The organism is Pseudomonas sp. GW823-FHT01D03 (assembly GCF_058798255.1).
Map to the genome: position 1 here is coordinate 1488820 of NZ_JBXAKK010000001.1, position 26862 is coordinate 1515681.

Annotated in this window: 25 protein-coding genes; 12 read left to right on the forward strand and 13 right to left on the reverse strand. The window is 60.7% G+C overall.

The features are described 5' to 3' along the window. Nucleotides 1-337: 337 nt before the first annotated feature. Both AC1RBR_RS06580 and AC1RBR_RS06585 read right to left on the reverse strand, forming a co-directional pair. Nucleotides 338-538: a hypothetical protein gene (locus tag AC1RBR_RS06580; protein WP_003222398.1), complete on the reverse strand. Its 201-nt coding sequence runs from the start codon at nucleotides 536-538 to the stop codon at nucleotides 338-340. Nucleotides 539-1001: 463 nt separating this feature from the next. Then, entirely contained in the window at nucleotides 1002-1205 is a 204-nt protein-coding gene (locus tag AC1RBR_RS06585) for a hypothetical protein (RefSeq protein ID WP_492563520.1), read from the reverse strand. On the opposite strand from AC1RBR_RS06585, the gene pcaR reads away from it, so the two are divergent. The 11 genes from pcaR to pcaC all read left to right on the forward strand — a co-directional run bounded on the left by pcaR (nucleotide 1194) and on the right by pcaC (nucleotide 12292). Continuing rightward, nucleotides 1194-2036, forward strand: coding sequence for a pca regulon transcriptional regulator PcaR (pcaR, locus tag AC1RBR_RS06590; protein WP_492563521.1), 843 nt, complete (start codon nucleotides 1194-1196; stop codon nucleotides 2034-2036). The two genes, AC1RBR_RS06585 and pcaR, sit on opposite strands and share 12 nt — an antisense overlap. A gap of 294 nt (nucleotides 2037-2330) precedes the next feature. Next, entirely contained in the window at nucleotides 2331-3677 is a 1347-nt protein-coding gene (gene pcaK, locus AC1RBR_RS06595; RefSeq protein WP_095138471.1) for a 4-hydroxybenzoate transporter PcaK, read from the forward strand. A 273-nt stretch (nucleotides 3678-3950) separates the two neighbouring features. Further along, the gene (locus AC1RBR_RS06600) at nucleotides 3951-4808 is read left to right on the forward strand and encodes a CoA transferase subunit A (protein ID WP_003222404.1); all 858 of its coding nucleotides are present in this window, start codon (nucleotides 3951-3953) and stop codon (nucleotides 4806-4808) included. Continuing rightward, nucleotides 4808-5587 carry a CoA-transferase subunit beta gene (locus AC1RBR_RS06605; protein ID WP_480404731.1) on the forward strand — a complete coding sequence of 260 codons (780 nt, stop codon included), beginning with the start codon at nucleotides 4808-4810 and terminating at the stop codon, nucleotides 5585-5587. Before AC1RBR_RS06600 ends, AC1RBR_RS06605 begins: the two co-directional genes overlap by 1 nt. Further along, nucleotides 5584-6789: a 3-oxoadipyl-CoA thiolase gene (pcaF, locus tag AC1RBR_RS06610; RefSeq protein ID WP_177408942.1), complete on the forward strand. Its 1206-nt coding sequence runs from the start codon at nucleotides 5584-5586 to the stop codon at nucleotides 6787-6789. The genes AC1RBR_RS06605 and pcaF overlap by 4 nt, the downstream gene beginning before the upstream one ends. 37 nt (nucleotides 6790-6826) lie before the next feature. After that, on the forward strand, nucleotides 6827-7531 hold the full coding sequence (gene pcaH / locus AC1RBR_RS06615; protein ID WP_041070512.1) for a protocatechuate 3,4-dioxygenase subunit beta: 705 nt from the start codon (nucleotides 6827-6829) through the stop codon (nucleotides 7529-7531). Between the two features lies 1 nt (nucleotide 7532). Next, a complete protein-coding gene (gene pcaG / locus AC1RBR_RS06620; protein WP_095138473.1) occupies nucleotides 7533-8099 on the forward strand; it encodes a protocatechuate 3,4-dioxygenase subunit alpha in 567 nt (188 codons plus the stop codon). Between the two features lie 279 nt (nucleotides 8100-8378). Further along, nucleotides 8379-9674 (forward strand): MFS family transporter, encoded by a 1296-nt coding sequence (locus AC1RBR_RS06625; RefSeq protein WP_095138475.1) that lies wholly within the window; start codon nucleotides 8379-8381, stop codon nucleotides 9672-9674. A 46-nt stretch (nucleotides 9675-9720) separates the two neighbouring features. Continuing rightward, on the forward strand, nucleotides 9721-11085 hold the full coding sequence (locus AC1RBR_RS06630; RefSeq protein WP_492563525.1) for a 3-carboxy-cis,cis-muconate cycloisomerase: 1365 nt from the start codon (nucleotides 9721-9723) through the stop codon (nucleotides 11083-11085). 12 nt (nucleotides 11086-11097) lie between these two features. Continuing rightward, a complete protein-coding gene (gene pcaD, locus AC1RBR_RS06635) occupies nucleotides 11098-11889 on the forward strand; it encodes a 3-oxoadipate enol-lactonase (RefSeq protein ID WP_492563527.1) in 792 nt (263 codons plus the stop codon). Between the two features lie 10 nt (nucleotides 11890-11899). Further along, the gene (pcaC, locus tag AC1RBR_RS06640; RefSeq protein WP_003222417.1) at nucleotides 11900-12292 is read left to right on the forward strand and encodes a 4-carboxymuconolactone decarboxylase; all 393 of its coding nucleotides are present in this window, start codon (nucleotides 11900-11902) and stop codon (nucleotides 12290-12292) included. A 104-nt stretch (nucleotides 12293-12396) separates the two neighbouring features. On the opposite strand, the gene AC1RBR_RS06645 is transcribed toward pcaC, so the two are convergent. The 7 genes from AC1RBR_RS06645 to emhA all read right to left on the reverse strand — a co-directional run bounded on the left by AC1RBR_RS06645 (nucleotide 12397) and on the right by emhA (nucleotide 22444). Beyond that, nucleotides 12397-13215 carry a methyltransferase domain-containing protein gene (locus AC1RBR_RS06645; RefSeq protein ID WP_492563529.1) on the reverse strand — a complete coding sequence of 273 codons (819 nt, stop codon included), beginning with the start codon at nucleotides 13213-13215 and terminating at the stop codon, nucleotides 12397-12399. Between the two features lie 21 nt (nucleotides 13216-13236). Further along, the gene (locus tag AC1RBR_RS06650; RefSeq protein ID WP_492563531.1) at nucleotides 13237-13593 is read right to left on the reverse strand and encodes a DUF1641 domain-containing protein; all 357 of its coding nucleotides are present in this window, start codon (nucleotides 13591-13593) and stop codon (nucleotides 13237-13239) included. 26 nt (nucleotides 13594-13619) lie between these two features. Continuing rightward, nucleotides 13620-14810, reverse strand: a complete 1191-nt coding sequence (locus tag AC1RBR_RS06655) for an NAD(P)/FAD-dependent oxidoreductase (protein WP_492563533.1) — start codon at nucleotides 14808-14810, stop codon at nucleotides 13620-13622. Between the two features lie 181 nt (nucleotides 14811-14991). Further along, nucleotides 14992-16251, reverse strand: coding sequence for an OprD family porin (locus AC1RBR_RS06660; protein WP_492563535.1), 1260 nt, complete (start codon nucleotides 16249-16251; stop codon nucleotides 14992-14994). Nucleotides 16252-16661: 410 nt separating this feature from the next. Beyond that, nucleotides 16662-18122, reverse strand: a complete 1461-nt coding sequence (gene emhC, locus AC1RBR_RS06665) for an efflux RND transporter outer membrane subunit EmhC (protein WP_095138483.1) — start codon at nucleotides 18120-18122, stop codon at nucleotides 16662-16664. Further along, nucleotides 18119-21283 carry an efflux RND transporter permease subunit EmhB gene (gene emhB, locus AC1RBR_RS06670; RefSeq protein WP_492563537.1) on the reverse strand — a complete coding sequence of 1055 codons (3165 nt, stop codon included), beginning with the start codon at nucleotides 21281-21283 and terminating at the stop codon, nucleotides 18119-18121. Before emhB ends, emhC begins: the two co-directional genes overlap by 4 nt. A gap of 3 nt (nucleotides 21284-21286) precedes the next feature. After that, complete coding sequence (gene emhA / locus AC1RBR_RS06675) at nucleotides 21287-22444, reverse strand: efflux RND transporter periplasmic adaptor subunit EmhA (RefSeq protein ID WP_095138485.1); 1158 nt, start codon at nucleotides 22442-22444, stop codon at nucleotides 21287-21289. Nucleotides 22445-22711: 267 nt separating this feature from the next. Here emhA and emhR point away from each other — a divergent pair, with 267 nt between their 5' ends. Continuing rightward, a complete protein-coding gene (emhR, locus tag AC1RBR_RS06680; protein WP_027614407.1) occupies nucleotides 22712-23344 on the forward strand; it encodes an efflux system transcriptional repressor EmhR in 633 nt (210 codons plus the stop codon). A gap of 242 nt (nucleotides 23345-23586) precedes the next feature. Here emhR and AC1RBR_RS06685 read toward each other — a convergent pair whose 3' ends face one another. From AC1RBR_RS06685 to AC1RBR_RS06700, 4 genes are all read right to left on the reverse strand, one after another. Then, on the reverse strand, nucleotides 23587-24036 hold the full coding sequence (locus tag AC1RBR_RS06685) for a hypothetical protein (RefSeq protein ID WP_115986214.1): 450 nt from the start codon (nucleotides 24034-24036) through the stop codon (nucleotides 23587-23589). A gap of 158 nt (nucleotides 24037-24194) precedes the next feature. Further along, nucleotides 24195-25244, reverse strand: a complete 1050-nt coding sequence (locus tag AC1RBR_RS06690; RefSeq protein ID WP_443533130.1) for an alkene reductase — start codon at nucleotides 25242-25244, stop codon at nucleotides 24195-24197. 30 nt (nucleotides 25245-25274) lie between these two features. Continuing rightward, a complete protein-coding gene (locus tag AC1RBR_RS06695; protein WP_003222434.1) occupies nucleotides 25275-26441 on the reverse strand; it encodes an MFS transporter in 1167 nt (388 codons plus the stop codon). Between the two features lie 5 nt (nucleotides 26442-26446). Further along, the gene (locus AC1RBR_RS06700; RefSeq protein ID WP_003222436.1) at nucleotides 26447-26767 is read right to left on the reverse strand and encodes an ArsR/SmtB family transcription factor; all 321 of its coding nucleotides are present in this window, start codon (nucleotides 26765-26767) and stop codon (nucleotides 26447-26449) included. Nucleotides 26768-26862 lie beyond the last annotated feature (95 nt).

Consider the following 26862-nt stretch of genomic DNA (forward strand, 5'->3'; position numbering starts at 1 on the left):
TGCCAGAAAAGACTGGAAATCGATCCCCTACCTGCTCATCGGTAGCAATCAATGTCGAATTAAATTGTTGCAAGGTGCAAAGCCCTAGCGTGTTGCAGGGTTTTTCAAGCCTTTGATTAGATTGGAAAAACCTTCAGGCAGCAGGCATTTTATCGAGCGCGCGTGGGCCTCAAACGCCTGTGTGAAATATCTCTGAAACGAGCCAGACACGCTCCATTCCCGTGCAGGACGGGGGAGGTGGCCGCTGCCCGCGGATAGCGGGCGCGCAAGGCATCGTCGGGTCACCGTGCTTTTAGCCGGTGGCGACGCAGACCCTCGAAAACTCAGGATTGCCCGTTCATGGCTCTTCGGTTTTGAGTTCTTCTTCCATTTTTTTCAGTTCTTGCTGGAAAACCTGATCCTGAACAGTCGGGCGTTTACGCCATGCTTTGCGTTCCGGTTCGGGCTGAGCGGCGTAGGTGGTGACTTCCCCGCCGTAAACTTCCTTGTAACGTTGTTCCTGGCGCTCAAGTTCCGCGCGCAGTTCGTCTTTCGTCACAGTGCTACCTGTTTGAGTTGAGATAAATAACTGGTGAAACGCCCGGCAACGAGTCGATTGAACACGTCCACCGAAGGGCAATGCCGGTTCAGGCATTGGCGTTATCGGCAGGGCGATCAAGACTTCCATGTTGCAGGCGGCTACGGCACCAGATTAAAACTGACGCAGCATCAGTTTCCTGTTTCAGCAAGCGCACTGGCGGTGCATGAATAATGAGCGTCAGGCGCTGGCCGGGGCTGACGACAATAGGCATCGGTTCAGCGGGCGGCACCCTCGGCCAATGAAAACGCGGCGCCACTGAGGTGCATTATAGCGGTCGATTCGGGAATGACTATCTTTGCCAAGTTAAAAACGGTTCGGGATGTGTGATCGTTTTGTTACTGACAAGTTTTATCGCTAGTTGAAATTCGCCGAAACCTTTTAAGGCCACGTGTTGAGTTTCTGGCGCCATTAAGTCGAACAACTAAGCAAGCATTCGAAGTTGAATGAACAGGTCAGGCAACAGATTGAAGGCGCCGCGAAGGACACCAGGCGATGGATTGCGATTATCGGTCGGCGGTTCGATAATCGCCCAATCTTGGCGTCCCGCTGCTTGTGCATTTGCCGGCGAGCCGCTTGTATGGCCATTGATCCGTGCCGCAAAAAAGGACAAGAAATGAACGATCAAATGCGCAACTCCTTCACCTCCGTGGCGCCGCCGATCGTCGCGTCGCCGGCCAAACGCATCCAGGCGCTGACCGGCGATCCGGATTTCATGACCTCGCTGGCCCGTGGCCTGGCGGTGGTGCAGGCATTTCAGGAGCGCAAGCGGCACCTGACCATCGCCCAGATCAGCCATCGAACGGAAATTCCCCGCGCCGCCGTGCGCCGTTGCCTGCACACCTTGATCAAACTGGGTTACGCCACCACCGATGGCCGCACGTACTCGTTGTTGCCCAAAGTGCTGACCCTCGGCCACGCGTATCTGTCGTCGACGCCGCTGGCGGTGTCGGCCCAGCCGTACCTCGACCGCATGAGCGAGCAACTGCACGAAGCCTGCAACATGGCCACGCTCGAGGGCGACGACATTCTGTACATCGCCCGCTCGGCGACCACGCAGCGGTTGATCTCGGTGGATCTGTCGGTGGGCGGGCGTCTGCCGGCCTATTGCACGTCGATGGGCCGCATCCTGCTGGCGGCGCTGGACGACACCTCGCTACGCGAATACCTCGACCATGCCGAACTGGTGGCCAAGACCAGCCGTACGCTGCACACCCCGGGAAGTCTGCTCGAATGCCTGCAGGAAGTACGGCAGCAGGGCTGGTGCATCGTCGATCAGGAACTCGAACAAGGCCTGCGTTCGATTGCCGTGCCGGTCTACGACGCGTCGGGCCAGGTGGTGGCGGCGCTCAATGTCAGTACCCACGCCGGTCGCGTCAGCCGTACCGAACTGGAACAACGCTTCCTGCCGGGCCTGCTCAGCGCCAGCCGCGACCTCAGTGCGCAGTTGTTCGCCTGATGAAGCTGTTCGATAAACGCACAGTGTTGCGTTTATCGAATTGACGCTAAAAGCCCCGGATCATTAATGTCGCGGCAGCGTCATCCGGCGCTGAGCACAGGTCTCAGCCCGGACTGTCGACTCCCATAATAATGACAAGAGGCAACTCACCATGCGCATGTTCCCCGACTGTCTCCGCTGCATCCCCTGTTGCCGGGTTTCCCGCAACGCCTGATCCAGACCTTCTATTCTTGTGACCGTGCTGCTCTTCGGCCGGCCGCCGTTCGACTGCGTTTTTTGCGTGGAATAAAAACAATGAACCAGCCTCAGTCCGCTGTGGGTAACTGCCTCGACGTGCAGACCTTCATCAATGCCCAACCGATCTCGCGCTATCAGTGGCGCGTGGTGATCCTGTGTTTCCTGATTGTGTTTCTCGATGGCCTCGACACCGCGGCGATGGGTTTTATCGCGCCGGCGCTGTCCCAGGACTGGGGCATCGACCGCGCCAGCCTTGGCCCGGTGATGAGCGCCGCGCTGATCGGCATGGTCTTCGGTGCACTGGGTTCCGGCCCGCTGGCTGACCGCTTCGGGCGCAAAGTGGTGCTGGTCGGCGCGGTGGTGTTGTTCGGCGCCTTCAGCCTGGCCTCGGCGTACAGCACCAATGTCGAACAACTGCTGGTGTTGCGCTTCCTCACTGGTCTCGGGCTGGGTGCCGGCATGCCCAACGCCACTACGCTGCTCTCGGAATACACCCCGGAGCGCAAGAAATCCTTGCTGGTGACCAGCATGTTCTGCGGCTTCAACCTCGGCATGGCCGGTGGCGGTTTCATTTCGGCGAAGCTGATCCCGGCGTTCGGCTGGCACAGCCTGCTGCTGATCGGCGGGATCCTGCCGTTGATCCTCGCTGTGGTGCTGCTGTTCTGGCTGCCGGAGTCGGCGCGTTATCTGGTGGTGCGTAATCGCGGCACCGACAAAGTGCGCAAGACCTTGTCGCCGATCGATCCGGTCGCCGTGGCGCAGGCCTCGAGTTTCAGCGTGCCGGAACAGAAAACCGTCAAGGCGCGCAATGTGTTCGCGGTGATTTTCTCCGGCACCTACAGCGCCGGCACCTTGCTGCTGTGGCTGACCTACTTCATGGGGCTGGTCATCGTCTACCTGCTGACCAGTTGGCTGCCGACCCTGATGCGTGACAGCGGCGCGAGCATGGAGCAGGCGGCGTTCATCGGCGCGTTGTTCCAGTTCGGCGGGGTGTTGAGTGCGGTCGCTGTGGGCTGGGCGATGGATCGCTTCAATCCGCACAAGGTCATCGGCACTTTCTACCTGCTGGCCGGGGTGTTTGCCTACGCGGTGGGGCAGAGTCTGGGCAACATCACGTTGCTGGCGACCTTGGTGCTGGTGGCCGGGATGTGCGTCAACGGCGCGCAATCGGCGATGCCATCGCTGGCGGCGCGGTTTTATCCGACCCAGGGGCGGGCGACCGGGGTGTCGTGGATGCTCGGGATTGGTCGGTTTGGTGCGATTCTCGGGGCGTGGATGGGCGCGACGTTGCTGGGGTTGGGCTGGAATTTCGAGCAGGTGCTGACGGCGCTGGTGATTCCGGCGGCGTTGGCGACGACGGCGGTGGTGATCAAAGGCATGGTCAGTCATGCGGATGCGACTTGAGTCGAGTCATTTCGATTTGCGTTGAATGTTCCGACGCCTTCGCGAGCAAGCCCGCTCCCACAGGGAAAACACATTTCAAATGTGGGAGCGGGCTTGCTCGCGAAGCTTTTGCTTGTGATTGATAGGGTGACAACAATCCGTTCGATAAACGAACACTCAGTCGATTATCGGATTGTTTGGCCATTTTCAGCGGCTTAATCTGCAGTGACTCCGGCGCTGAACCTCGCGCCTTTTTATCACTGGCGATTCACTACAAAAACGGGAGCCTGCTCCATGGCTGAGATCCTTTCGCTGCACGACGCGGTGAAGCAATTCGTCAACGACGGTGACACCGTCGCGCTCGAAGGCTTCACTCACCTGATCCCTACGGCGGCAGGTCATGAAATCATTCGCCAGGGCAAGAAAGATCTGACCCTGGTGCGGATGACGCCTGACCTGATCTACGACCAACTGATCGGTGCCGGTTGTGCACGCAAGCTGATCTTTTCCTGGGGGGGCAACCCCGGTGTGGGTTCGCTGCACCGTCTGCGCGATGCGGTCGAGAAGCAATGGCCGCATGCCCTGGAAATCGAAGAGCACAGCCACGCCGACCTGGCCAATGCCTACGTCGCCGGCGCTTCCGGCCTACCGTTCGCCGTACTGCGGGCCTACGCTGGTTCCGACCTGCCGAAGGTCAACCCGCTGATCAAATCCGTGACCTGCCCGTTCACCGGTGAAGTGCTGGCGGCGGTGCCGTCGGTGCGTCCGGACGTGACCGTGATCCACGCGCAGAAAGCCGACCGTCAGGGCAACGTGCTGCTGTGGGGCATTCTTGGGGTGCAGAAAGAAGCCGCACTGGCGGCCAAACGCTGCATCGTCACCGTCGAGGAGATCGTCGACAACCTCAACGCGCCGATGAACGCTTGCGTGCTGCCGACCTGGGCCTTGAGCGCGGTCTGCCACGTACCCGGCGGCGCGCATCCGTCCTACGCCCACGGTTACACCGAACGCGACAATCGTTTCTATCAGGCGTGGGATCCGATCGCCCGCGACCGTGAGACGTTTACCGCGTGGATCAACGAATACATCCATGGCTGCGCTGACTTCAGCGAGTTTCAGGCCAAGCTGGCCGCTGCTTCGGAGGCCAAGTAATGACTTACACCACCAATGAAATGATGACCGTCGCTGCGGCCCGTCGCCTGAAGAACGGCTCGGTGTGCTTCGTCGGCATCGGCCTGCCGTCGAAAGCCGCCAATCTCGCGCGCCTGACTTCGTCGCCGGACGTGGTGCTGATCTACGAATCCGGCCCGATTGGCGCCAAGCCTAGCGTGCTGCCGCTGTCGATCGGTGATGGTGAACTGGCGGAGACCGCCGACACCGTCGTGCCGACCGGTGAGATTTTTCGCTATTGGCTGCAGGGCGGACGCATCGACGTCGGTTTTCTCGGCGCGGCGCAGGTCGACCGTTTTGGCAACATCAACACCACTGTGGTCGGCGATTACCACGCGCCGAAAGTGCGTTTGCCGGGTGCCGGTGGCGCGCCGGAAATCGCCGGTTCGGCGAAGAGCGTGTTGATCATCCTCAAGCAGTCGGCGCGCTCGTTCGTCGACAAGCTCGACTTCATTACCTCGGTCGGTCACGGCGAGGGCGGCGATTCGCGCAAGCGTCTGGGCCTGCCGGGTGCTGGCCCGGTCGGGATCATCACCGATCTGTGCATCATGGAACCGGAGCAGGGCACCCACGAATTCGTGGTCACCGCACTGCATCCGGGCGTGACCCGCGAGCAAGTGGTTGCCGCCACCGGTTGGGCGATCCGCTTTGCCGACAACGTTGAACAAACCGCCGAGCCGACCGACGTCGAGCTGACTGCACTGCGCGATCTCGAAGCGCGCACCGCCGCCGCCCACGGCCAGGCACCGGGAGAAGCATGATGCGTGATGTGTATATCTGCGATGCGATTCGCACACCCATCGGCCGTTTTGGCGGCGGTTTGTCCGCCGTGCGTGCCGACGATCTGGCCGCCGTGCCGATCAAGGCGCTAATGGAGCGCAATCCCTCGGTGGACTGGAACGCGATCGACGAAGTGTTCCTTGGCTGCGCCAACCAGGCCGGCGAAGACAACCGCAACGTGGCGCGCATGGCGCTGCTGCTCGCGGGTCTGCCGGACAGCGTGCCGGGCGTGACCCTCAACCGTCTCTGCGCTTCGGGCATGGACGCGATCGGCACTGCTTTCCGTGCGATTGCCAGCGGCGAGATGGAGCTGGCGATTGCCGGCGGCGTCGAGTCGATGTCCCGCGCGCCGTTCGTGATGGGCAAGGCGGACGCAGCGTTCTCGCGCAACATGAAACTGGAAGACACCACCATTGGCTGGCGTTTCATCAACCCGCTGATGAAAGCCCAGTACGGCGTCGATGCGATGCCGCAGACCGCCGACAACGTCGCTGACGACTATAAAGTGTCGCGTGCCGATCAGGACGCTTTCGCCCTGCGCAGTCAGCAACGCACGGCCGCTGCACAAGCGGCGGGCTACTTCGCCGAGGAAATCGTCGAAGTGCGGATCGCCCACAAGAAGGGCGAAACCGTGGTCAGCCAGGACGAGCATCCACGCGCCGACACCACGCTTGAAGCGCTGACCAAACTCAAACCGGTCAACGGCCCGGACAAGACTGTCACCGCCGGCAACGCGTCCGGCGTCAACGACGGTGCTGCCGCGCTGATTCTCGCGTCGGCGGAAGCGGTGAAAAAACACGGCCTGACCGCCCGCGCCAAAGTACTCGGTATGGCCAGCGCCGGTGTTGCACCTCGGGTGATGGGCATCGGCCCGGTGCCGGCGGTGCGCAAACTGATCGAGCGTCTCGGCGTGGCGGTCAGCGATTTCGACGTGATCGAACTCAACGAAGCGTTTGCCAGCCAAGGTCTGGCGGTGCTGCGCGAATTGGGTCTGGCCGACGATGCGCCGCAGGTCAACCCGAACGGTGGCGCGATTGCCTTGGGCCATCCGCTGGGCATGAGCGGCGCGCGCCTGGTGCTGACCGCGCTGCATCAGCTGGAAAAGACCGGCGGCAAGAAAGGTCTGGCGACCATGTGCGTCGGCGTCGGGCAGGGTCTGGCCCTGGCCATTGAACGCGTCTGACGCTGCGCGTCGACTGATAAGAACAGAGGAAAGCGAAATGACTGACAAGCCTGGCTATCGTCGTCCGCAGGAAGGCACCCAGCCTGAATACCTGCACCCGACGTATCAATCCACCAACCTGCGCTCGCCGTCCAAGCCGTTGGTGTTTCTGCCGCATTCGTTGTCGGAGATCACCGGCCCGACCATCGGTGCCGAACGCGTCGCCGACAAGGACAACGACCTGACCGCTCAGCACGACGGCGAGCCGTTGGGCGAGCGCATCATCATTCACGGCCGTGTGCTCGACGAAAACGGCTTGCCGGTGCCGGGGATTCTGGTGGAGATCTGGCAGGCCAACGCCGCCGGCCGCTACAACCACAAGCGCGACCTGCACGACGCACCGCTGGACCCGAACTTCACCGGCACCGGCCGCACCGTGACCGACGCCGACGGCTGGTATCAGTTCCAGACCATCAAGCCCGGCGCCTATCCGTGGGGCAACCACCACAACGCGTGGCGCCCGGCGCACATCCATTTCTCGCTGTTCGGGCCGAGCATTCTCACCCGCCTGGTGACGCAGATGTACTTCCCCGGCGATCCGCTGCTGGCCTACGACCCGATCTACAACTGCGTGCCGGACACTTCCGCCAAGGAACGTCTGATCGCCGCTTTCGATCTGGAAAAAACCATTCCGTCCTACGCCCTCGGCTATCGCTGGGACATCGTTTTGCGCGGCCGCGACGCCACGCCGATGGAGAAATAAGATGACGCTGACTGCCACCACGTCCCACACCGTCGGGCCGTACTACCACATCGGCCTGACCTGGCTGAACCGCGAAAACCTCGCGGTCGAACAAACCCTCGGCGAGCGCGTGGCGATCACCGGCCAAGTCGTTGACGGCAACGGCGATGTGGTCAACGACGCGATGCTCGAAGTCTGGCAGGCCAACGCCGCCGGCAAGTACGCGCACCCGGAAGACGAGCAGGACAAGCCGCTGGATCCGCACTTCGAAGGTTTTGGCCGGGTGCCGGTGGATGCCGAAGGGCGCTTCCGTTTCACCACGATCAAACCGGGCACGGTCGAAGGCCTGAAGGGCTCGACCCAGGCGCCGCATCTGGTGGTGCTGGTGTTTGCCCGTGGGCTGGTCAAGCACTTGCTGACACGCATCTACTTCGAAGGCGACCCGGCGAACGTCAATGATCCGCTGCTGGAATGTGTGCCGGCCGAGCGTCGCGCTACGTTGCTGGCGAAGCCGGATGCGGCGGGTGTGTATCAGTGGAATGTGATTTTGCAGGGCACTGAGGCCGAGACGGTGTTCTTCGATTATTAAAAGCAAAAGATCGCAGCCTGCGGCAGCTCCTACACAGAGCAACTGTTGATCTACCTGTGGCGAGGGAGCTTGCTCCCGCTGGCTTGCGAAGCAAGCCCAAATCCTGTGAATGCGGTGATTCATATCACCGTGTTTTCCGGTTTTACGACTGCTTCGCAGCCGAGCGGGAGCAAGCTCCCTCGCCACAGTGTCGTGCGGTGCCCTTGACGATGTATCCGTGGAACGGGATTGTTGCGAAGTGTGTCTAGACTCTCACCTGTCCCTTCAGAGTAAAAAACAATGACCACTACCACCGCTCATTACACCGGCGAGGAGCGCAGCAAGCGCATCTTCGCCATTGTCGGTGCCTCGTCCGGCAACCTCGTCGAATGGTTCGACTTCTATGTCTATGCCTTCTGCGCGATCTATTTCGCCCCGGCGTTTTTCCCTTCCGACAACCCTACGGTGCAACTGGTCAACACGGCCGGAGTGTTTGCTGCCGGCTTCCTGATGCGCCCGATTGGCGGCTGGATTTTTGGCCGGGTGGCGGACAAGCACGGGCGCAAGAATTCGATGCTCATCTCGATTCTGATGATGTGCTTCGGTTCGCTGCTGATCGCCTGTCTGCCGACCTATAAGGACATCGGCGTCTGGGCGCCAGTCCTGCTGTTGTTCGCGCGCTTGCTGCAAGGCTTGTCGGTCGGCGGCGAGTACGGCACTACCGCGACCTACATGAGCGAAGTCGCGCTCAAGGGCCAGCGTGGATTTTTTGCCTCGTTCCAGTACGTGACCCTGATCGGCGGGCAACTGCTGGCGGTGTCGCTGGTGGTGGTTCTGCAGCAATTCCTCACCGAAGAGGATCTGCGCGCCTACGGCTGGCGGATTCCATTTGTGGTCGGTGCGGTGGCGGCGTTGATTTCGCTGTTCCTGCGCCGTTCGTTGAAGGAAACCACCAGCAAGGAAATGCGCGAGAACAAGGACGCCGGCAGCATCCGCGCACTGTTCCGTGATCACAAGGCCGCGTTCATCACCGTACTCGGTTACACCGCCGGTGGCTCGCTGATTTTCTACACCTTCACCACGTACATGCAGAAGTACCTGGTGAACACCGCCGGCATGCACGCCAAGACCGCCAGCTACATCATGACTGGCGCGCTGTTCCTGTATATGTGCATGCAGCCGCTGTTCGGCATGCTCGCCGACAAGATCGGCCGGCGTAATTCGATGCTCTGGTTCGGCGCGCTCGGCACGCTGTTCACGGTGCCGATCCTGTTGAGCCTGAAAAGCATCAGCAGCCCGATTCTGGCCTTTGTGCTGATCACCGTGGCGCTGGCGATTGTCAGTTTCTACACCTCGATCAGCGGCCTGGTGAAAGCCGAAATGTTCCCGCCGGAAGTCCGCGCCCTTGGCGTCGGTCTGGCCTATGCGGTGGCCAACGCGATCTTCGGCGGTTCGGCGGAATACGTGGCCCTGAGCCTGAAGGCCGGGGGCATGGAAAACGCTTTCTACTGGTACGTCACGGTGATGATGGCGGTGGCGTTCCTGTTCAGCCTGCGCCTGCCGAAACAGGCGGCGTACTTGCACCACGATCTGTAAACCGATGTGCGCGGGCCGCATTGGCCCGCGCCGGCAAGGACTGTTTATGACTCAGCGACCGGGCAATCAATTGTTCGATGCCTACTTCACGGCCCGCGATATGCGCGAGGTGTTCTGCGATCAGGGCCGAGTGCAGGCGATGCTTGATTTCGAAGCGGCGCTGGCCCGGGCCGAGGCGCGGGTCGGGGTAATTCCGGCGGCCGCCGTCGCGCCGATTGCCGCCGCCTGCAACGCCGGTCTGTATGACTTCGCGGCGCTGGGCGAGGCGATTGCCACGGCTGGTAACTCGGCGATTCCACTGGTCAAAGCGTTGGGCAAGCAGATTGCCGCGAGCAGTGCCGAGGCCGAGCGTTATGTGCATCTGGGGGCGACCAGTCAGGATGTGATGGATTCCGGGCTGGTCCTGCAATTGCGGCATGCGCTGGAGCTGATTGAAAGCGATCTGGCAGCGCTGGCCGATTCGCTCGCCACCCAAGCCCAGCGGCATGCGGCGACGCCTTTGGCCGGGCGCACCTGGCTGCAGCACGCCACGCCCGTCACCCTCGGGATGAAGATTGCCGGTTGGCTCGGCGCGGTGACCCGCAGTCGTCAGCGTCTGCGCGAACTCAAGCCACGGCTGCTGGTGCTGCAATTCGGCGGCGCTTCCGGCACCCTCGCGGCACTCGGCGAGCAAGCGCTGCCGGTCGCCCAGGCGCTGGCCGAAGAGCTGCAACTGAGCTTGCCGGAACAACCGTGGCACACCCAGCGTGATCGCATTGTCGAGTTCGGCGCTGTGCTCGGTTTGATCGCCGGCAGCCTCGGCAAATTCGGGCGCGACGTCAGTCTGTTGATGCAGACCGAAGCGGCGGAAGTGTTCGAGCCGTCGGCGCCGGGCAAGGGCGGTTCGTCGACCATGCCGCACAAGCGCAATCCGGTGGGTGCGGCGGTGTTGATCGGTGCGGCGACGCGGGTGCCGGGGCTGGTCTCGACACTGTTCAGCGCCATGCCGCAGGAGCACGAACGCAGCCTCGGTCTGTGGCATGCCGAATGGGAAACCCTGCCGGAGATCTGCTGCCTGGTGTCCGGTGCGCTGCAACAGGCGCGCCTGCTGGCCGATGGTCTGGAAGTCGATGCCGAGCGCATGGCGCGCAATCTGCAATTGACCCAAGGGCTGGTGCTGGCCGAAGCGGTGAGCATCGTCCTCGCCCAGCGGGTCGGCCGCGACACCGCGCATCATTTGCTCGAACAATGCTGCAAACGCGCGGTGGCCGAACAGCGCCACCTGCGTGCGGTACTCGGCGACGAGCCGCAAGTGACCGCCGAACTGAGCAGCACCGAACTGGATCATCTGCTCGACCCCGCGCATTACCTCGGCCAGGCACAAACCTGGGTCGAGCGCGCGGTGGCCGAACACAACGCATTGTCTGTCTGAAAGGAGAGGGCTGTGGCTTTCGTTCAACTCGCCGATGGCGAACTGCATTACGTTATTGAAGGCCCGGTCGACGCACCGGTGCTGGTGCTGTCCAACTCGCTGGGCACCGACCTGCACATGTGGGACGCGCAGGTGCCGGCGTTCACCGAGTACTTCCGGTTGCTGCGTTTCGACACCCGTGGCCACGGCCAGTCGTTGGTGACACCGGGGCCGTACAGCATTGAGCAACTGGGCCGCGACGTGCTTGGCTTGCTCGATGCGCTGTACATCGAGCGTGCGCATTTTTGCGGACTGTCGATGGGTGGTTTGATCGGCCAGTGGCTGGGGATCAATGCCGGTCATCGTCTGCACAAACTGATCGTGTGCAACACCGCCGCAAAGATCGGTGATCCATCGGTGTGGAACCCGCGCATCGAAACCGTGCTGCGCGACGGCCCGGCAGCGATGGTCGCACTGCGTGATGCGTCGATTGCCCGGTGGTTCACCCCGGATTTTTCCGCGGCCAATCCGGCTGCGGCGAAGAAAATTACGGACATGCTCGCGGCGACTTCGCCTGAAGGTTATGCGGCCAATTGCGCGGCGGTGCGCGATGCCGATTTCCGTGAGCAACTGGCCTCGATCAACCTGCCGCTGCTGGTCATCGCCGGCACTAAAGATGCGGTGACGCCGCCGTCCGGCGGGCATTTCATTCAGGAGCATGTGCGCGACGCCGAGTACGCCGAGTTCCATGCCGCGCACCTGTCCAATGTGCAGGCCGGTGCCGCTTTCAGTGATCGTGTGTTGGCGTTTCTGAACGCTCAGTGAGGAAGTTTTTGTGGACGAGAAACAACGTTACGACGAAGGCCTGCAAGTCCGCCGCGCGGTGTTGGGCGACGCCCATGTCGATCGCAGCCTGAATGCGCTGACCGAGTTCAACTCGGAATTCCAGGAGATGATCACGCGTCACGCCTGGGGCGACATCTGGACCCGCCCGGGCCTGCCTCGGCATACCCGCAGCCTGATCACCATCGCCATGCTGATCGGGATGAACCGCGAGGCCGAGCTGAAACTGCATTTGCGTGCGGCCGCCAACAACGGTGTGAGCCGGGGCGAGATCAAGGAAGTGATCATGCAGAGCGCGATTTACTGCGGAATCCCGGCGGCCAATGCGACGTTCCACCTGGCGGAGTCGGTGTGGGATGAACTGGGCGTCGAATCCCGGGAGTGATGGTGCCTGAACTGACGCCTTCGCGAGCAGGCTCACTCCTACAATGGAACGCGGTCATCTGTAGGAGTGAGCCTGCTCGCGATGGCGATATTCGTCGTGACACATCACACTTTGGCCACAATGAAAATCCGCTTGAACGGAAACAGCGTCTGCCCGTTTTCCTCCGGCGGGTAATGCTTATGCACCCGCATCAGGTAGTGGTAAATAAAACGCGCCTGTTCCTGTGACGTCAGTGCCTGCATCACCGGCCGCAGCGCCGAGACCTTCACCCAGTCGTACACTGGTGACTTGCCGTCAACCACCTGCAGTTGCTCGGTTTCCCAGATCTCCAGCGAGGTGGTCAGCGGCGCGAGCAAGCGATAGTAGTCCTCCAGTGTCAACAACGGCCGCGCCGCCATGCGCCGGCGCAGTTGCGGTGTGCCGATGGGGGTGTGACCCGGGCCCGCGTCTTCGAGGGTGTCGAGCATCAGTCGATACCACAAGGCATCGCGCCAGTCCGGCATGTGCACCGCCAGACAGCCGCCCGGGCGCAGATACCCCAGCAGGCGCGGCAGCAGGTGTTGATGATCGCCAATGAAATGCAGCACCGCCGCCGCGAGCAGCAGATCGGCCGGTTGTTCGGGTTGCCAGTCGAGCAGGTCGCACTCTTGCCATTGGGCGTTGATCGGCAGGCACCGGGCCTGATCAAGCATCTGCCGCGAGCTGTCGACACCCAGCAACTGCGCACGCGGCCAGCGCTCGGCCAGCAGTCGCGTGGCAATGCCGGTGCCGCAGCCCAGGTCATAAATTCGTATGGGGTCGTGCAGATCGATACGGTCGAGCAATTCGTTGACCGGGCGTTGCCTGAGACGGGAAAACTGCTGGTACGCCTTGGCGTCCCAGTGGGTGCAGGCGTTCCCTGCCGTTTCGAGTTTGGCGCTCATGAGGAGGTCCTCTCTGGCGGATTACAGTTGTCGTCCAATGACGTTGAGGGTTTTCAGGACAACGGCCACGCCTTTGCGTGTGTCCTCTTCATTCAGCAGTTTGAGCAACGCCAGAGTCCCCGGCGCCGCTGACTGTGCCGATACTTCGGCTTTGGCTACGCGCACTGCATTACTGACTGTCCAGGTGGCGGCTGTGCTGCTCTCGAACAATTGCGCGAGTTTTTCCACCATGGCCGGGTCGAGCAGATCGGCGATATCGGAAACCAGGGAAAGCAGGTCGACAATATTCTCCATGCGTCCGCCATCGATTAACGGCTGCAGTTTCGCCATCAGTGCAGTGAACCCGGGCGTGGCTGACATTTCCTCGGGCATGTTCATGAGCAATCACTCCTCCCTGTGCAGGGTCAAAGCATTCCCCGGGCCACCGCCCAGTAAAGACCGCGATTGAAGCCGTTTCTGAGCAGACCGCCCAATTTGGTCGGGGGTGTCGGCAATACATCGTGGGCGTAGTCGTACCAGAGTGGCATCCCGGCATTCAGGCCCATTTGTGCTACCGCCTGTACCCGACCGTCGTATACCGAGTTGGGTGCGCCAAGACGGATCTGGGCCGTGATGTTGTTGGCGATCACCGGCGCCTGGTTGTGACAGGCGCCGCCGGCCTTGCTGACCGGCAGGTCGACGGTGTCGCCGATCACGTAGACATTCTCCAGACCGTAGACCTGCAGCGTTTCGTGATTGGTCGGCAGCCATCCTTCATCATTGGCGGCGTGTGAGATGCCGCATTCACGCACCACCTCGACGGCCTGGATTGGCGGGGTAGCCATCAGAATGTCGAAGGGTTGCGCATCGCCCTCGATTGAGTAGGCGATTTTTGCATCAGGATCCACATGGCTCAGGGTGAAGCCGCGCTGAAATTGAATGTTTTTGTGGGCAAAGATGCTCGGCAGAATTTCACCGGTGGGACGCTGCAAGAACAGACAATTGCGCAATAGCTGGGCAACCGTCGGGTAGGTGTAGATGATTTCCACTTGCTCGCGAACGCCCCGGCGACGCAACAGTTCATCCAGCATCAATGTCGTTTCCACGGGCGCGATTCCGCATTGGTGCGGGACGTTCGGTGTCTGCGGGAAGGACACGGTAATGAAAATCCGGCCTTTTTCGAGGGTGTTCAGGCGTTGCGCCAGCTGCCGGGCAGGAAGGTATTGATAGAAGTGGTCGCCGGCTTCTTGCAGACCCTCGATGCGTTCCGGCGCCGGCACGCAGCCGGTGGCGATCACCAGAAAATCATAGTCGAAGCGCTTGCCGGTTCGGGTGCGCAATTGCTGCCCGGAAAAGTCGAAACGGGTGACTTCTTCGACATGGAAACTGATTTCCGGGCGCAACAATGAGCGTTCCGCACGTTTGAGTTCCTCTTCGAAGAACTGACTGAACGCCACGTACATGAACGCAGGTTTGTAGTAATGATCGGGAGAACTGGACAGCAATGTAATCGAGACGTCGCCGCGTAGAACTTCGGGATACAGCTTGCCGACCAGTTGATTGGCCAGCATGGTTCCACCTACACCGCCACCGACGATAACTATTCGCTTGCTCATACCTGACCTCCGTGGCCAAGGCAGCTTCGCGTACAGCATCCGGAGATAACGGAAGAAAACTAAGGGCTCCTACAGCAGGCTGGAGAATTTACACACTCTGTTGACTGTATCTGCGCCTCGACAAATCGCCAGTCCGGGCTGACCAGTGGTTGATGCCGGCGCCGCAGCGCCGGCATGCGGTTCAAAGCAGGCTGATCGGATAGCTGATGATCAGGCGGTTCTCGTCGAACTCGTTGTTGCTGAAGTCGCGGCGCATGGTCGAGTTGCGCCAGCGCACGTTGAGGTCGCGCAGGGTGCCGCTCTGTACGGTGTAGCCCAGTTCCGATTCGCGGCCCCATTCCTTGCCGTCGGTGATGGTTCCGGTGTGTACGTTGTCGCCGCTGATGTAGCGGTTCATCAGGGTCAGGCCGGGGATGCCCAGGGCGGCGAAGTTGTAGTCGTGGCGCACTTGCCAGGAACGTTCCTGAGCGTTGTCGTAGCTGGCGTTGTAACTGTCGTTGGCCAGGGTGCCGCCGCTGGTGCCGTTGACGCGCATCCAGGCGCTGTCGCCAGTGAGTTTCTGCAGGCCGACGTAGAAGGTGTTGCCGCCGTAGCGGGCCGAGAACATCCCCGACCAGGTCTTGTTGTCGAGTTCGCCGGCGCGGGCGCTGCCGTCGTCCTTGCCGTAGAAGAAACCGAGGTTGGCGCCCAGCGTCCAGTCGCCAAGTGGCTGGCTGTGAATCAGGTTGACGTATTGTTGGCTGTAGATGTCGTTGAGTTCGGCGTTCCACAGGCCGATCTGCGTGCGTTTTTCGTTGAAAACGTATTCACCGCCCTGAAAGTTGAAGCGATCAGAGGTGAACGCCGCTTTGCCGGTCATCGACATGTCGCTCATGCTGCTGTCGTCGCGCGGGCTGTTGGCGCGGAACTGCCCGCCATAGAGAGTCAGGCCGTTGATTTCCTTTGAGGTGATCTGCCCGCCACGGAAGGTTTGCGGCAGCGAACGGCCGTCGTCCGAACGCAGGATCGGCAGCACCGGCATCCATTCGCCGACCTTGATTTCGGTCTGCGACAGTTTGGCCTTGAACGCGACGTTGGTGCGGCCAAAGTTGTCCGCCGGTCGCCCGTCGTGATCCAGCGGCAGCAGTTGCGTGCCACCGGTGCCTTTGCCGCCATCGAGCTTCACCGAGTACAGGCCCAGCACGTCCATGCCGAAGCCGACGGTGCCTTGGGTGAAGCCGGATTTGGCGTCGAGGATGAAGTTCTGCGTCCACTCTTCAGCCTTGCCCTGAGCCTTGGTCGGGTTGGTGAAGTTGCGGTTGATGTAGAAGTTGCGCAGGTTCAGGTTGACCTTGGCTCCTTCGACGAAACCGGCTTCTTCGGCTGCGGCGGGGAGGGCGACGCCGGTCAGGGCCAGGGCGATCAGGCCGGGGAGTGCGTACGGCGCAGTTGGATGAGTCATCGCAGGGTCTCTTGTTATTTTTTTAGGTCGAACAGAGCCGTTGCCGCCATTTCGGGGCGGGCACGAGCTTGCAGAATCAGGGATGAAGCGGCGGCGATCAGCCGGACGGGACAGGGCGCGGGAGCATGGTGTCGAACCTGTTGTTATTGGTTTTGTGGAGCGAATGGTGCGGGGCGCGGTGGGCGGGATTCAATCGGGGAAAGCGGGTTTCGGGCGATTATCGAACGCAAGATTGAGCCGGGTTTTGTGGTGGTCGATAAGTCGCTATCGCGAGCAGGCTCACTCCTACAATTGGAATGCGTTCCCCTGTAGGAGTGAGCCTGCTCGCGATAGCGCCATTCCAGACAACACATTTGTTTCAGGCAACAAAAAGCCCGCCAAATGGCGGGCTCCTTGTGTTCACCGGATGATCAGAACAGCTTCATCTTCGGTGCTTCTTCTTTCAGCGGTTCATTCTGCGCGGTCTGCGCATTCCAGCCGCCACCCAGGGCCTTGTACAGGTTGACCGCACTGGTCAGCTGCGCGAGGCGGTCGGTGATCAGTGCCTGTTGTGCGCTGAACAGCTGACGCTGGGCGTCGAGGAAGGTCAGGTTGCTGTCGACACCGATGCGGTAACGACGCTCGGCCAGGCGGTAGTAATCCTGGTTGGCCGCGACGAAGTCACGCTGCGCTTGCAGCTGCTCGGTGTAGGTCTGGCGCGCGGCCAGGCCGTCGGCGACTTCCTGGAAGGCGGTTTGAATCGACTTCTCGTAGTTCGCCACGCCAATGTCCTTCTGGATCTTGGCGTAGTCGAGGCTGGCGCGCAGGCTGCCGGCGTTGAAGATTGGCAGGTTGATCTGCGGCTGGAACAGCCAGGTACCCGAGCCACCCTTGAACAGACCGGACAGGTCCGGGCTCAGGCTGCCCGCGTTGGCGGTCAGGCTGATGCTCGGGAAGAACGCTGCACGGGCGGCGCCAATGTTGGCGTTGGCCGCTTTCAGGTTGTACTCGGCTTGCAGGATGTCCGGACGACGCTGCAGCAGGTCCGAAGGCAGACCGGCCGGTACGTCGCTGAGCAGATCATCGGACAGCGGTTTGGCCGCTTGCAGATTGGCCGGGATGCCGGTGCCGAGCAGCAGGGTCAGGCTGTTTTCGTCCTGCGCCACCTGGCGGGTGTAACGCGCCAGTTGTGCCCGGGCGTTCTCGACCGAGGTACGCGACTGCGCCAGATCCAGCGCCGAAGCCACACCGACTTCGTTGCTGCGGCTGGTCAGCTTGTAGCTTTCTTCAAAGGCACCGAGGGTGTCTTGCGTCAGCTTGAGCAGTTCCTTGTCCGCTTGCCAGGTCAGGTAAGCATTGGCGACGCTCGCCACCAGGCTGATCTGCGTGCTGCGGCGTGCTTCTTCAGTGGCGAAGTATTGTTGCAGCGCTTGTTCGCTCAGGCTGCGAACCCGACCGAACAGGTCGAGTTCGTAGGCGCTGATGCCGACAGTGGCAGAGTAGGAGCTGGTGATGCTCGACTCGCCAGTCTGCGATGCACGGGCCGGAACCCGCTGACGGCTGCCGCTGGCATTGGCCGACACCGCCGGGAACAGGTCGGCGCGCTGGATGCGGTATTGAGCCGCATAGGCGTCGATGTTCAGCGCCGCGACACGCAGGTCGCGGTTGTTTTCCAGGGATACCTGGATCAGCTGCTGCAGCGCAGGGTCATGGAAAAACTGCTTCCAGCCCTGCTCGGCAGCGGCTTGCGCCGGTGCCTGGGCCGGCGAATAGGCCGGCCCCTGCGGGTACTGACCTGCGACCGGAGCCTCAGGCTGCTGATAGTCGGGTATCAGCGAGCAACCGCTCAGCACGAAGGCGGCGACTGCGAGGGAGAGTAGCGACTTGCTCATTGGCCAGCCTCTTTAGGAGTTTCTTTAGTTTCATCCTGGTCGGCGTTTTTGCGCTGGCCCATGGACGAAACCGTGACGAAGAACAGTGGGACCCAGAAGATCGCCAGGATCGTGGCCGTCAGCATACCGCCAATTACGCCAGTACCGATTGCATGCTGGCTGCCCGAACCGGCACCGGTCGAGATTGCCAACGGTACAACACCGAGCACGAAGGCCAGCGAAGTCATGATGATCGGTCGCAGACGCATGCGGCAGGCTTCGATCGCCGCATCACGCAAGCTGCGCCCTTGCTCATGCAGTTCCTTGGCGAACTCGACGATCAGAATGGCGTTTTTAGCTGCCAGACCGATGGTCGTCAACAAGCCCACCTGGAAGTACACGTCGTTGGACAGCCCGCGCAGGCTGGTTGCCATCAACGCACCGATGATCCCCAGCGGTACCACGAGCATGACCGCGATCGGAATCGACCAGCTTTCATACAGCGCCGCCAGACACAGGAACACCATCAGCAGCGACAAGGCGTACAGCGCTGGCGCCTGCGAGCCGGACAGCCGTTCCTCGTAGGACAGACCGGTCCAGGAGATACCGACACCCGACGGAAGTTTCTTGGCAATCGCTTCGACTTCGGCCATCGCCTCACCGGTGGAGTAACCCGGCGCCGGAGCACCCAGCACTTCTACCGCTTCCACACCGTTGTAGCGTGCCAGTTTCGGCGAGCCGTAGATCCACTCGCCCTTGGCGAAAGCGGAGAACGGAACCATGGTGCCTTGGGCGTTGCGTACATACCACTTCTTGAGGTCTTCCGGGCTCATGCGCGAGTCCGGTTGGCCTTGCACGTACACCTTTTTCACTCGACCGCGGTCGATGAAGTCGTTGACATAGCTACTGCCCAAGGCAATCGACAGGGTGTTGTTGATGTCGCTGATGGTAATGCCCAGGGCACTGGCCTTCTCGTCATCGATTTCCAGCTGGAACTGTGGCTCGTCGTTCAAGCCGTTCGGACGCACTTGTGTGAGGACTTTGCTTTGCGCAGCCATGCCGAGGAACTGGTTGCGCGCTTCCATCAGTTTTTCGTGGCCGATACCGGCACGGTCCTGCAGGAATACGTCGAAACCGGTGGCGTTACCCAGCTCCAGTACCGCTGGCGGGGCAAAGGCAAACACCATCGCATCGCGGAAGCTGAAGAAGTGCTGCTGGGCCCGTGCAGCCAGATTGAACACGCTGTTGTCGGCGTTACGTTCACCCCACGGCTTGAGCATGATGAACGCCATACCCGAGCTCTGGCCACGACCGGCGAAGTTGAAACCGGTCACCGTGAACACCGAAGCCACCGCGTCAGCCTCACCGCCATCCTTGTTCGGACGCAGCAGGTATTCACGCATTTCATCGACGACCACCTGGGTACGCTGGGCACTGGAACCGGCTGGGGTCTGTACCTGAGCGAACAGTACGCCCTGGTCTTCTTCCGGCAGGAACGCGGTCGGAATGCGGGTGAACAGCCAGATCATGCCAACGACGATCAGCAGGTAAGCCAGCAGATATGGCGCTTTACGCGACAGCATATTGCCGACGCCGCGTTCGTAGCTCTGTACACCACGGTCGAAATTGCGGTTGAACCAGCCGAAGAAGCCTTTCTTCGGCGTGCCATGCTCGCCTTTCGGAATGGGCTTGAGCATGGTCGCGCACAGCGCCGGGGTGAAGATCAGGGCAACCAGCACCGACAGGGCCATGGCCGAAACGATGGTGATCGAGAACTGCTTGTAGATCACACCGGTGGAGCCGCTGAAGAAGGCCATCGGCAGCAATACCGCCGACAGTACAAGGGCGATACCGACCAGCGCACCCTGAATCTGGCCCATGGATTTTTTGGTCGCCTCCTTGGGTGACAAGCCTTCTTCGCTCATCACCCGCTCGACGTTTTCCACCACGACGATGGCGTCGTCCACCAGCAAACCGATGGCCAGCACCATGCCGAACATGGTCAGCGTGTTGATGCTGAAACCGGCGGCGGCGAGGATGCCGAAGGTACCGAGCAATACCACCGGTACGGTCATCGTGGTGATGACGGTGGCGCGGAAGTTCTGCAGGAACAGGAACATCACCAGGAACACCAGCGCAATCGCTTCGACCAGCGTGTGAACCACACCTTTGATCGACTCGGTGACCACTGGAGTGGTGTCGTACGGGAACACCACTTCCATGCCTTGCGGGAAGAACGGCTTGAGGCTGTCGATGGTGTTGCGCAGGGCCTTGGCCGTATCGAGGGCGTTGGCGCCGTTGGCCAGTTTCACTGCCAGGCCGGAAGCTGGACTGCCGTTGAACTGGGCGCTGATCGCGTAGTTTTCACCGCCGAGGCCGACATCTGCCACGTCTTTGAGGCGAACTTGCGAACCGTCCTTGTTGACCTTGAGCAGAATTTCCTTGAACTGCTCGGCGGTCTGCAGACGGGTCTTGCCGATGATCGTGGCGTTGAGTTGCTGACCTTGTACGGCCGGCAAGCCGCCGAGCTGACCCGACGAAACCTGAACGTTCTGCGCAGCGATGGCGGTTTTCACGTCGACCGGGGTCAGGTTGAAGTTGTTCAACTTGGCCGGGTCAAGCCAGATGCGCATCGCGTACTGGGCACCGAAGACTTGAAAGTCACCGACACCGGCGGTGCGCGAAATCGGATCCTGCATGTTCGATACGATGTAGTTGGACAGGTCGTCCTTGGTCATGCTGCCGTCACGCGACACCACGCCGATCACCAGCAGGAAGTTTTTCACTGCCTTGGTCACGCGGATACCCTGTTGCTGCACTTCCTGCGGCAGCAGCGGGGTGGCGAGGTTCAGCTTGTTCTGAACCTGCACCTGCGCGGTGTCGGAGTTGGTGCCTTGCTCGAAGGTCGCGGTAATGGTCATGCTGCCGTCGGAGTTACTTTCCGAGGACACATAACGCAGGTTGTCGATACCGTTGAGCTGCTGCTCGATCACCTGGACCACGGTGTCCTGCACGGTTTGCGCCGAAGCGCCCGGGTAGGTCACGGAGATCGCAATGGCTGGCGGCGCAATGCTCGGGTACTGGTTGATCGGCAATTTGAGGATCGATAGAGCCCCGACCAGCATGATCACCAGGGCAATTACCCAGGCGAAAATCGGACGGTCGATGAAGAATTTTGACATGGGTTACTCCCCTTTGCCGCCGGCGGCTTGGTCAGCTGCCTGTGCGGGGGCCGGGTTCTTTGCGTGAACGTTGGTCGCTTCAGTGGCTTTGACTTCAACACCCGGTTTGACGTACTGCAGACCTTCGGTGATCAGGCGATCGCCAGCCTTCAGGCCATCTTCGATCAGCCATTGGCTGCCGACGGTGCGGCTGGCCTTGAGCTGACGCAGTTCGACCTTGTTGTCCGCACCGACGACCAGTGCGGTCGGCGTGCCTTTGAGGTCACGGGTCACGCCTTGCTGCGGCGCGAGAATCGCGGCGCTGTTCACACCGGCCTGCAACTGGGCGTGGACGAACATGCCTGGCAGCAGGGTGTGATCCGGGTTCGGGAACACCGCGCGCAGGGTCACCGAACCTGTGGTCTGATCGACTGACACTTCGGAGAATTCCAGCTTGCCGTCGAGCTTGTACTGGCTGCCGTCTTCCAGGGTCAGCTTGACTGCGGCGGCGTTGTCGCCGGCCTTTTGCAGACGACCGCTTTCCAGCTCGCGGCGCAGCTCCAGCAGCTCTACCGAGGACTGGGTGACGTCAACGTAGATCGGGTCCAGTTGCTGGATCACGGCCATGGCGTCGGTCTGGCCATTGCTGACCAAAGCACCCTCAGTCACCGAAGAACGGCCGATGCGGCCGGAGATCGGCGCGTAGACCTTGGTGTATTTCACGTTGATCTGCGCACTCTGCAACGACGCTTCCGATTCCATGCGATTGGCCACGGCGGTGTCGTATTCCTGGCGGCTCACGGCCTGCTCGTCGACCAGTTGCTTGTAGCGGTCGGAGATCGACTTGGTCGAACGCAGGTTGGCTTCGGCGCTTTTCAGGGTCGCTTCATAGACTGCCGGATCGATCTGATACAGCTGCTGGCCGGCTTTGACATCGCCGCCTTCCTTGAACAGACGCTTGAGAATGATGCCGTTGACCTGTGGTCGAACTTCAGCGATGCGGTACGCACTGGTGCGCCCGGGCAGTTCGGACGTGAGGGTAAACGCTTGTGGTTGCAGGGTGACGACGCCGACCTGAGGAGGCGGAGCGGCTGGGGCCGCTTCTTCCTTTTTACATCCGCTGAGCAGCGATGCCAGGGCGACGGCAGTGACCAGAGCGGTAACAGCTGGCTTGAATTGCATGAAGATCCTCGGGTCAGGCGCGCACATTGCGCACAAGAAGTGTGAAAGGGTAAAAAAATCGGGTCGAGTGGATAAGTAGCTTGCTAAGGAATATACTTACGTTCATGGTTGTTTGTAAATAGCTTGGCGTCGTACCCACCCTGTTACAAAATGCGTCGCAAGGTTTGAAATTGTAGGCCGGGGAGCCGATTCGTGAGAAATCAGCCCCCTCTTTATTCAGCGGATATTCAGCCATCCCTGAAACATCCTGTTTGAGGTTTTACTGCCATGGTCCGTCGTACCAAAGAGGAAGCTCAGGAAACGCGCAGCCAGATTCTCGAAGCGGCCGAGAAAGCGTTTTATGAAAGGGGCGTGGCCCGCACGACCCTGGCGGATATCGCGACGATGGCCGGCGTCACGCGCGGTGCCATCTATTGGCATTTCAGCAATAAGGCCGATCTGGTGCAGGCGATGCTCGACAGCCTGCATGAACCGCTGGATGAATTGGCCAAGGCCAGCGAGAGCGAGGACGAACTCGATCCGCTGGGATGCATGCGCAAGCTGTTGATCCATCTGTTCCATCAGGTCGCCCTGGATCCGAAGACCCGTCGCATCAACGAGATTCTGTTTCATAAGTGCGAATTCACCGATGAAATGTGCGATCTGCGCCAGCAGCGCCGCACGGCCAGTCTCGATTGCAACCTGCGCATCGGTCTGACCCTGCGTAATGCGGTCAATCGCGGGCAGTTGCCGGAAGATCTCGACACTGCCCGGGCGGCCATCAGCATTCATGCGTATATCGATGGCCTCCTGTATGGATGGCTATTGGCGCCGGACAGCTTTCAATTGCATGCCGAAGCCGAGCGCTGGGTCGATACAGGGCTTGATATGCTGCGCCTGAGCCCCAGTCTGCGCAAATGAAACAAAATGCGTAATTGAATCTGTCCGTGTCAAGACTTGAAGCGGGGAAATGTCCCTGCTTCAAGCCTTTCTGTAATGGGGTGCTTTTATATACGTACGTTGCGCAGGTTGATAGGTAGCGAGCTACGTATTTTGTAGGGGTTTTGTGTCGACTGTGTGAATGAATGTTAACGACTCGGGCAAAATGGGCATTGAGCAACAGCGTTGTCCGTACCGTTACTGCATAAGCGGGTAACTCTCTATCAGGCCGACGGCGTCATGAATGCGATCATCTTATAACTGTATGGGTAAACCGGGTTTTCATTTTCCAATGCCGCGCCGCAGTTGATCGGTTCGGCGCCAATAGAGAAAGCATTGGTATCCCAGAAGAGTTCGACCTTTGGAGGCCGGTGCCCCGCCATTTGTCTGTAGCAATAACTGAGCGTGGTGTCGAATTGTACTTTCTGTTTGTAGTTGGTGTAGCAGACGTAAGTGCTGAATAGCTCTTTTTTGATATCGTAATCAATAACGATGTCCTGCTTCAGATGAGGATCTCCTTCAAACATCATAAAGACGGTCTGGTAGGGTAGGATCTTGTCGATACGCGTCAAGGGTGGGTGCTTTGGAGAGGAATCCTCAAGCCAGAAAGTAGAGTCCGTGGCATTGGTGATTTGCAGAAGGAATGTAAGTTTGTTTGGATCTATATCATTCATTTTTATATAACCTTGCTTGATTAAGTTGGTGGGTTGTAATTGATGAGTTGCTGGGCGGAGCATAGGTTTATATTGTTCTGATGGCGAATCTTTAAATGTGTGAAAATAAAAAAGCCCCGCCTCTTTCGAGGCGGGGCTTACTTGTTAGTTGATGTTGTTTACAGCGTTGGATAATCGATGTAGCCGACCGGGCCTTTGCCGTAGAACAACTCAGGACGCGCGTCATTCAGCGGTGCATCGGCCTTCAGACGTGCCGGCAGATCGGGGTTGGCAATGAACGGTACGCCGAACGCTACGGCGTCAGCCTTGCCTTCAGCCAGCCACGCATTGGCGCTGTCCTTGGTGAAGCGTTCGTTGGCGATGTACGCGCCGCCGAAGGCTTCTTTCAGTTGTGGGCCGAGGCTGTCAGCGCCTTCTTTCTCACGAGAGCAGATGAAGGCGATGCCGCGCTTGCCCAGCTCGCGAGCCACGTAAGTGAAGGTTTCAGCCAGATTGTCGTCGCCCATGTCGTGGGAATCGGCGCGCGGTGCCAGGTGTACGCCGACACGGCCGGCGCCCCAGACGTCGATCGCCGCGTCAGTCACTTCCAGCAGCAGACGCGCACGGTTTTCCAGCGAGCCACCGTAGTTGTCGGTGCGCTGGTTGGTGCTGCTTTGCAGGAACTGGTCGAGCAGGTAGCCGTTGGCGCCGTGGATTTCCACGCCGTCGAAACCGGCGGCTTTAGCGTTTTCGGCACCAGTGCGGTAGGCGTCGACGATCTCGGCGATTTCAGCGGTTTCCAGAGCACGCGGAGTCGGGTAGTCGGCCAGTGGGCGAACCAGGCTGACGTGACCTTCAGGCTGGATGGCGCTCGGGGCGACCGGGGTTTCGCCGTTGAGGTACGACGGGTGCGAGATGCGGCCGACGTGCCACAGTTGCAGGACGATCTTGCCGCCGGCAGCGTGCACGGCTTTGGTCACGTTGGTCCAGCCGCGTACCTGATCGTTGGACCAGATGCCCGGAGTGTCCGGGTAGCCGACGCCCATCGGGGTCACCGAAGTGGCTTCGGACAGGATCAGACCAGCCGAGGCGCGTTGCACGTAGTACTCGGCCATCAGCGCGTTCGGTACGCGGCCTTCATCAGCGCGGCAGCGGGTCAGCGGGGCCATGATGATGCGGTTGGAAAGCTCAAGGTCGCCCAGTTTGATCGGATCGAAAATAGTTGCCATGTGTACAACCCTCGTCAGTTAAGTGGTTAATCAGTGGGTAGCGGGGGCCAGACCGGCGTCGCCGTTCTGACGGAAAGTGATCAGGGTCACCAGCAGTGCGAGCACGGCCAGCGCGGCGGCGGCCAGGGGCACGCTGGTCAGGCCGAAACCGTGGGCGATGACGCTGCCGCCGACCCAGGCGCCCAGGGCGTTGCCGATGTTGAAAGCGCCGATGTTCAGGGTCGACACCAGGTTCGGTGCGGCCTTGCCGAAGGTCACCACGTTGACTTGCAGCGCCGGGACGGCGGCAAACGAAGCGGTGGCCCAGAGGAACAGGGTGATTTCAGTCGGGATCAGCGCAACGCTGGTCCAGCTCAGTACGGTGGAAACCACCGCCATCGCCACGAACACGCCGATCAGGGTGGCGCCGAGACGCTTGTCCGCCAGCTTGCCGCCGATGATGTTGCCCACCGTCAGACCGAGACCAATCAGCAGCAGGGTCCAGGTCACGCCTTTTGGCGAGACGCCGGTGACATCGCCGAGCAGCGGCGCGACGTAGGTGAAGAGGGTGAACATCGACGCGGCGAACAGCGCGGTCATGCTCAGCGAAAGCCAGATGCCGGCGCCTTTGAGGGCGGCGAGTTCGGCGCGCATGTCGAGTTTTTCCTCGTCACGCTTGGCCGGCAGGAAGCGGATCAGACCGATCAGCGCCACTACACCAATCACGGTTACCGCCCAGAAGGTCGAACGCCAGCCGGCTTCTTGGCCCAGCGCCGTGCCCAGCGGCACGCCGAGGACGTTGGCCAGGGTCAGGCCGGTGAACATCAGTGCCACGGCGGATGCACGCTTGTTCGGCGCCACCAGCCCGGCGGCTACCACAGAACCGATACCGAAGAACGCACCGTGGCACAGCGCGGTGACGACACGGGCAAACATCAGCACGTTGTAGTCACTGGCGATGGCACACAGCAGGTTACCGACGATAAAAATGCCCATCAGCGCTACCAGTGCGGCCTTGCGCGGCAGTCTGGCGGTGGCCAGAGCCATGAATGGCGCACCGATGGCCACGCCCAGGGCGTAACCGGTCACCAGCCAGCCGGCGCCGGGAATCGACACACCGAGGTCGGCCGCCACATCGGGCAGCAGGCCCATGATGACGAACTCGGTGGTGCCGATGGCGAAGGCGCTCAAGGCCAGAATGAGTAGCGAGAGGGGCATTTGAATCAATTCCTTGTGGGAGCGCTGAGCTCTTTGACGATGGCGTCGAGGAACGCCTGGATCACGTCCTCGTTGCGTTTGAAGAAGTGCCACTGGCCGGCTTTCTGGCTGCTGATCAGACCTGCGCGTTGCAGGGTCGCCAGGTGGGCGGAGACGGTCGACTGCGACAGGCCGCAGCGTTGATCGATCTGCCCGGCGCAGATGCCGTACTCGTGGTTGTGTATCTGCTCAGGAAACTGGGCTTTGGGGTCTTTCAGCCAGATGAGAATGTCTCGCCGTACTGGGTGTGCCAGGGCTTTTATTATTTCGTCGAGGTCGAGGTTCATGGCTTTATGCTCGTGATGTGTAGCGCTATATCGCGATGAGGCGAACTTTAAATCGGTATTTCGCGATATACCAATATGAATTTGATCTGACGACC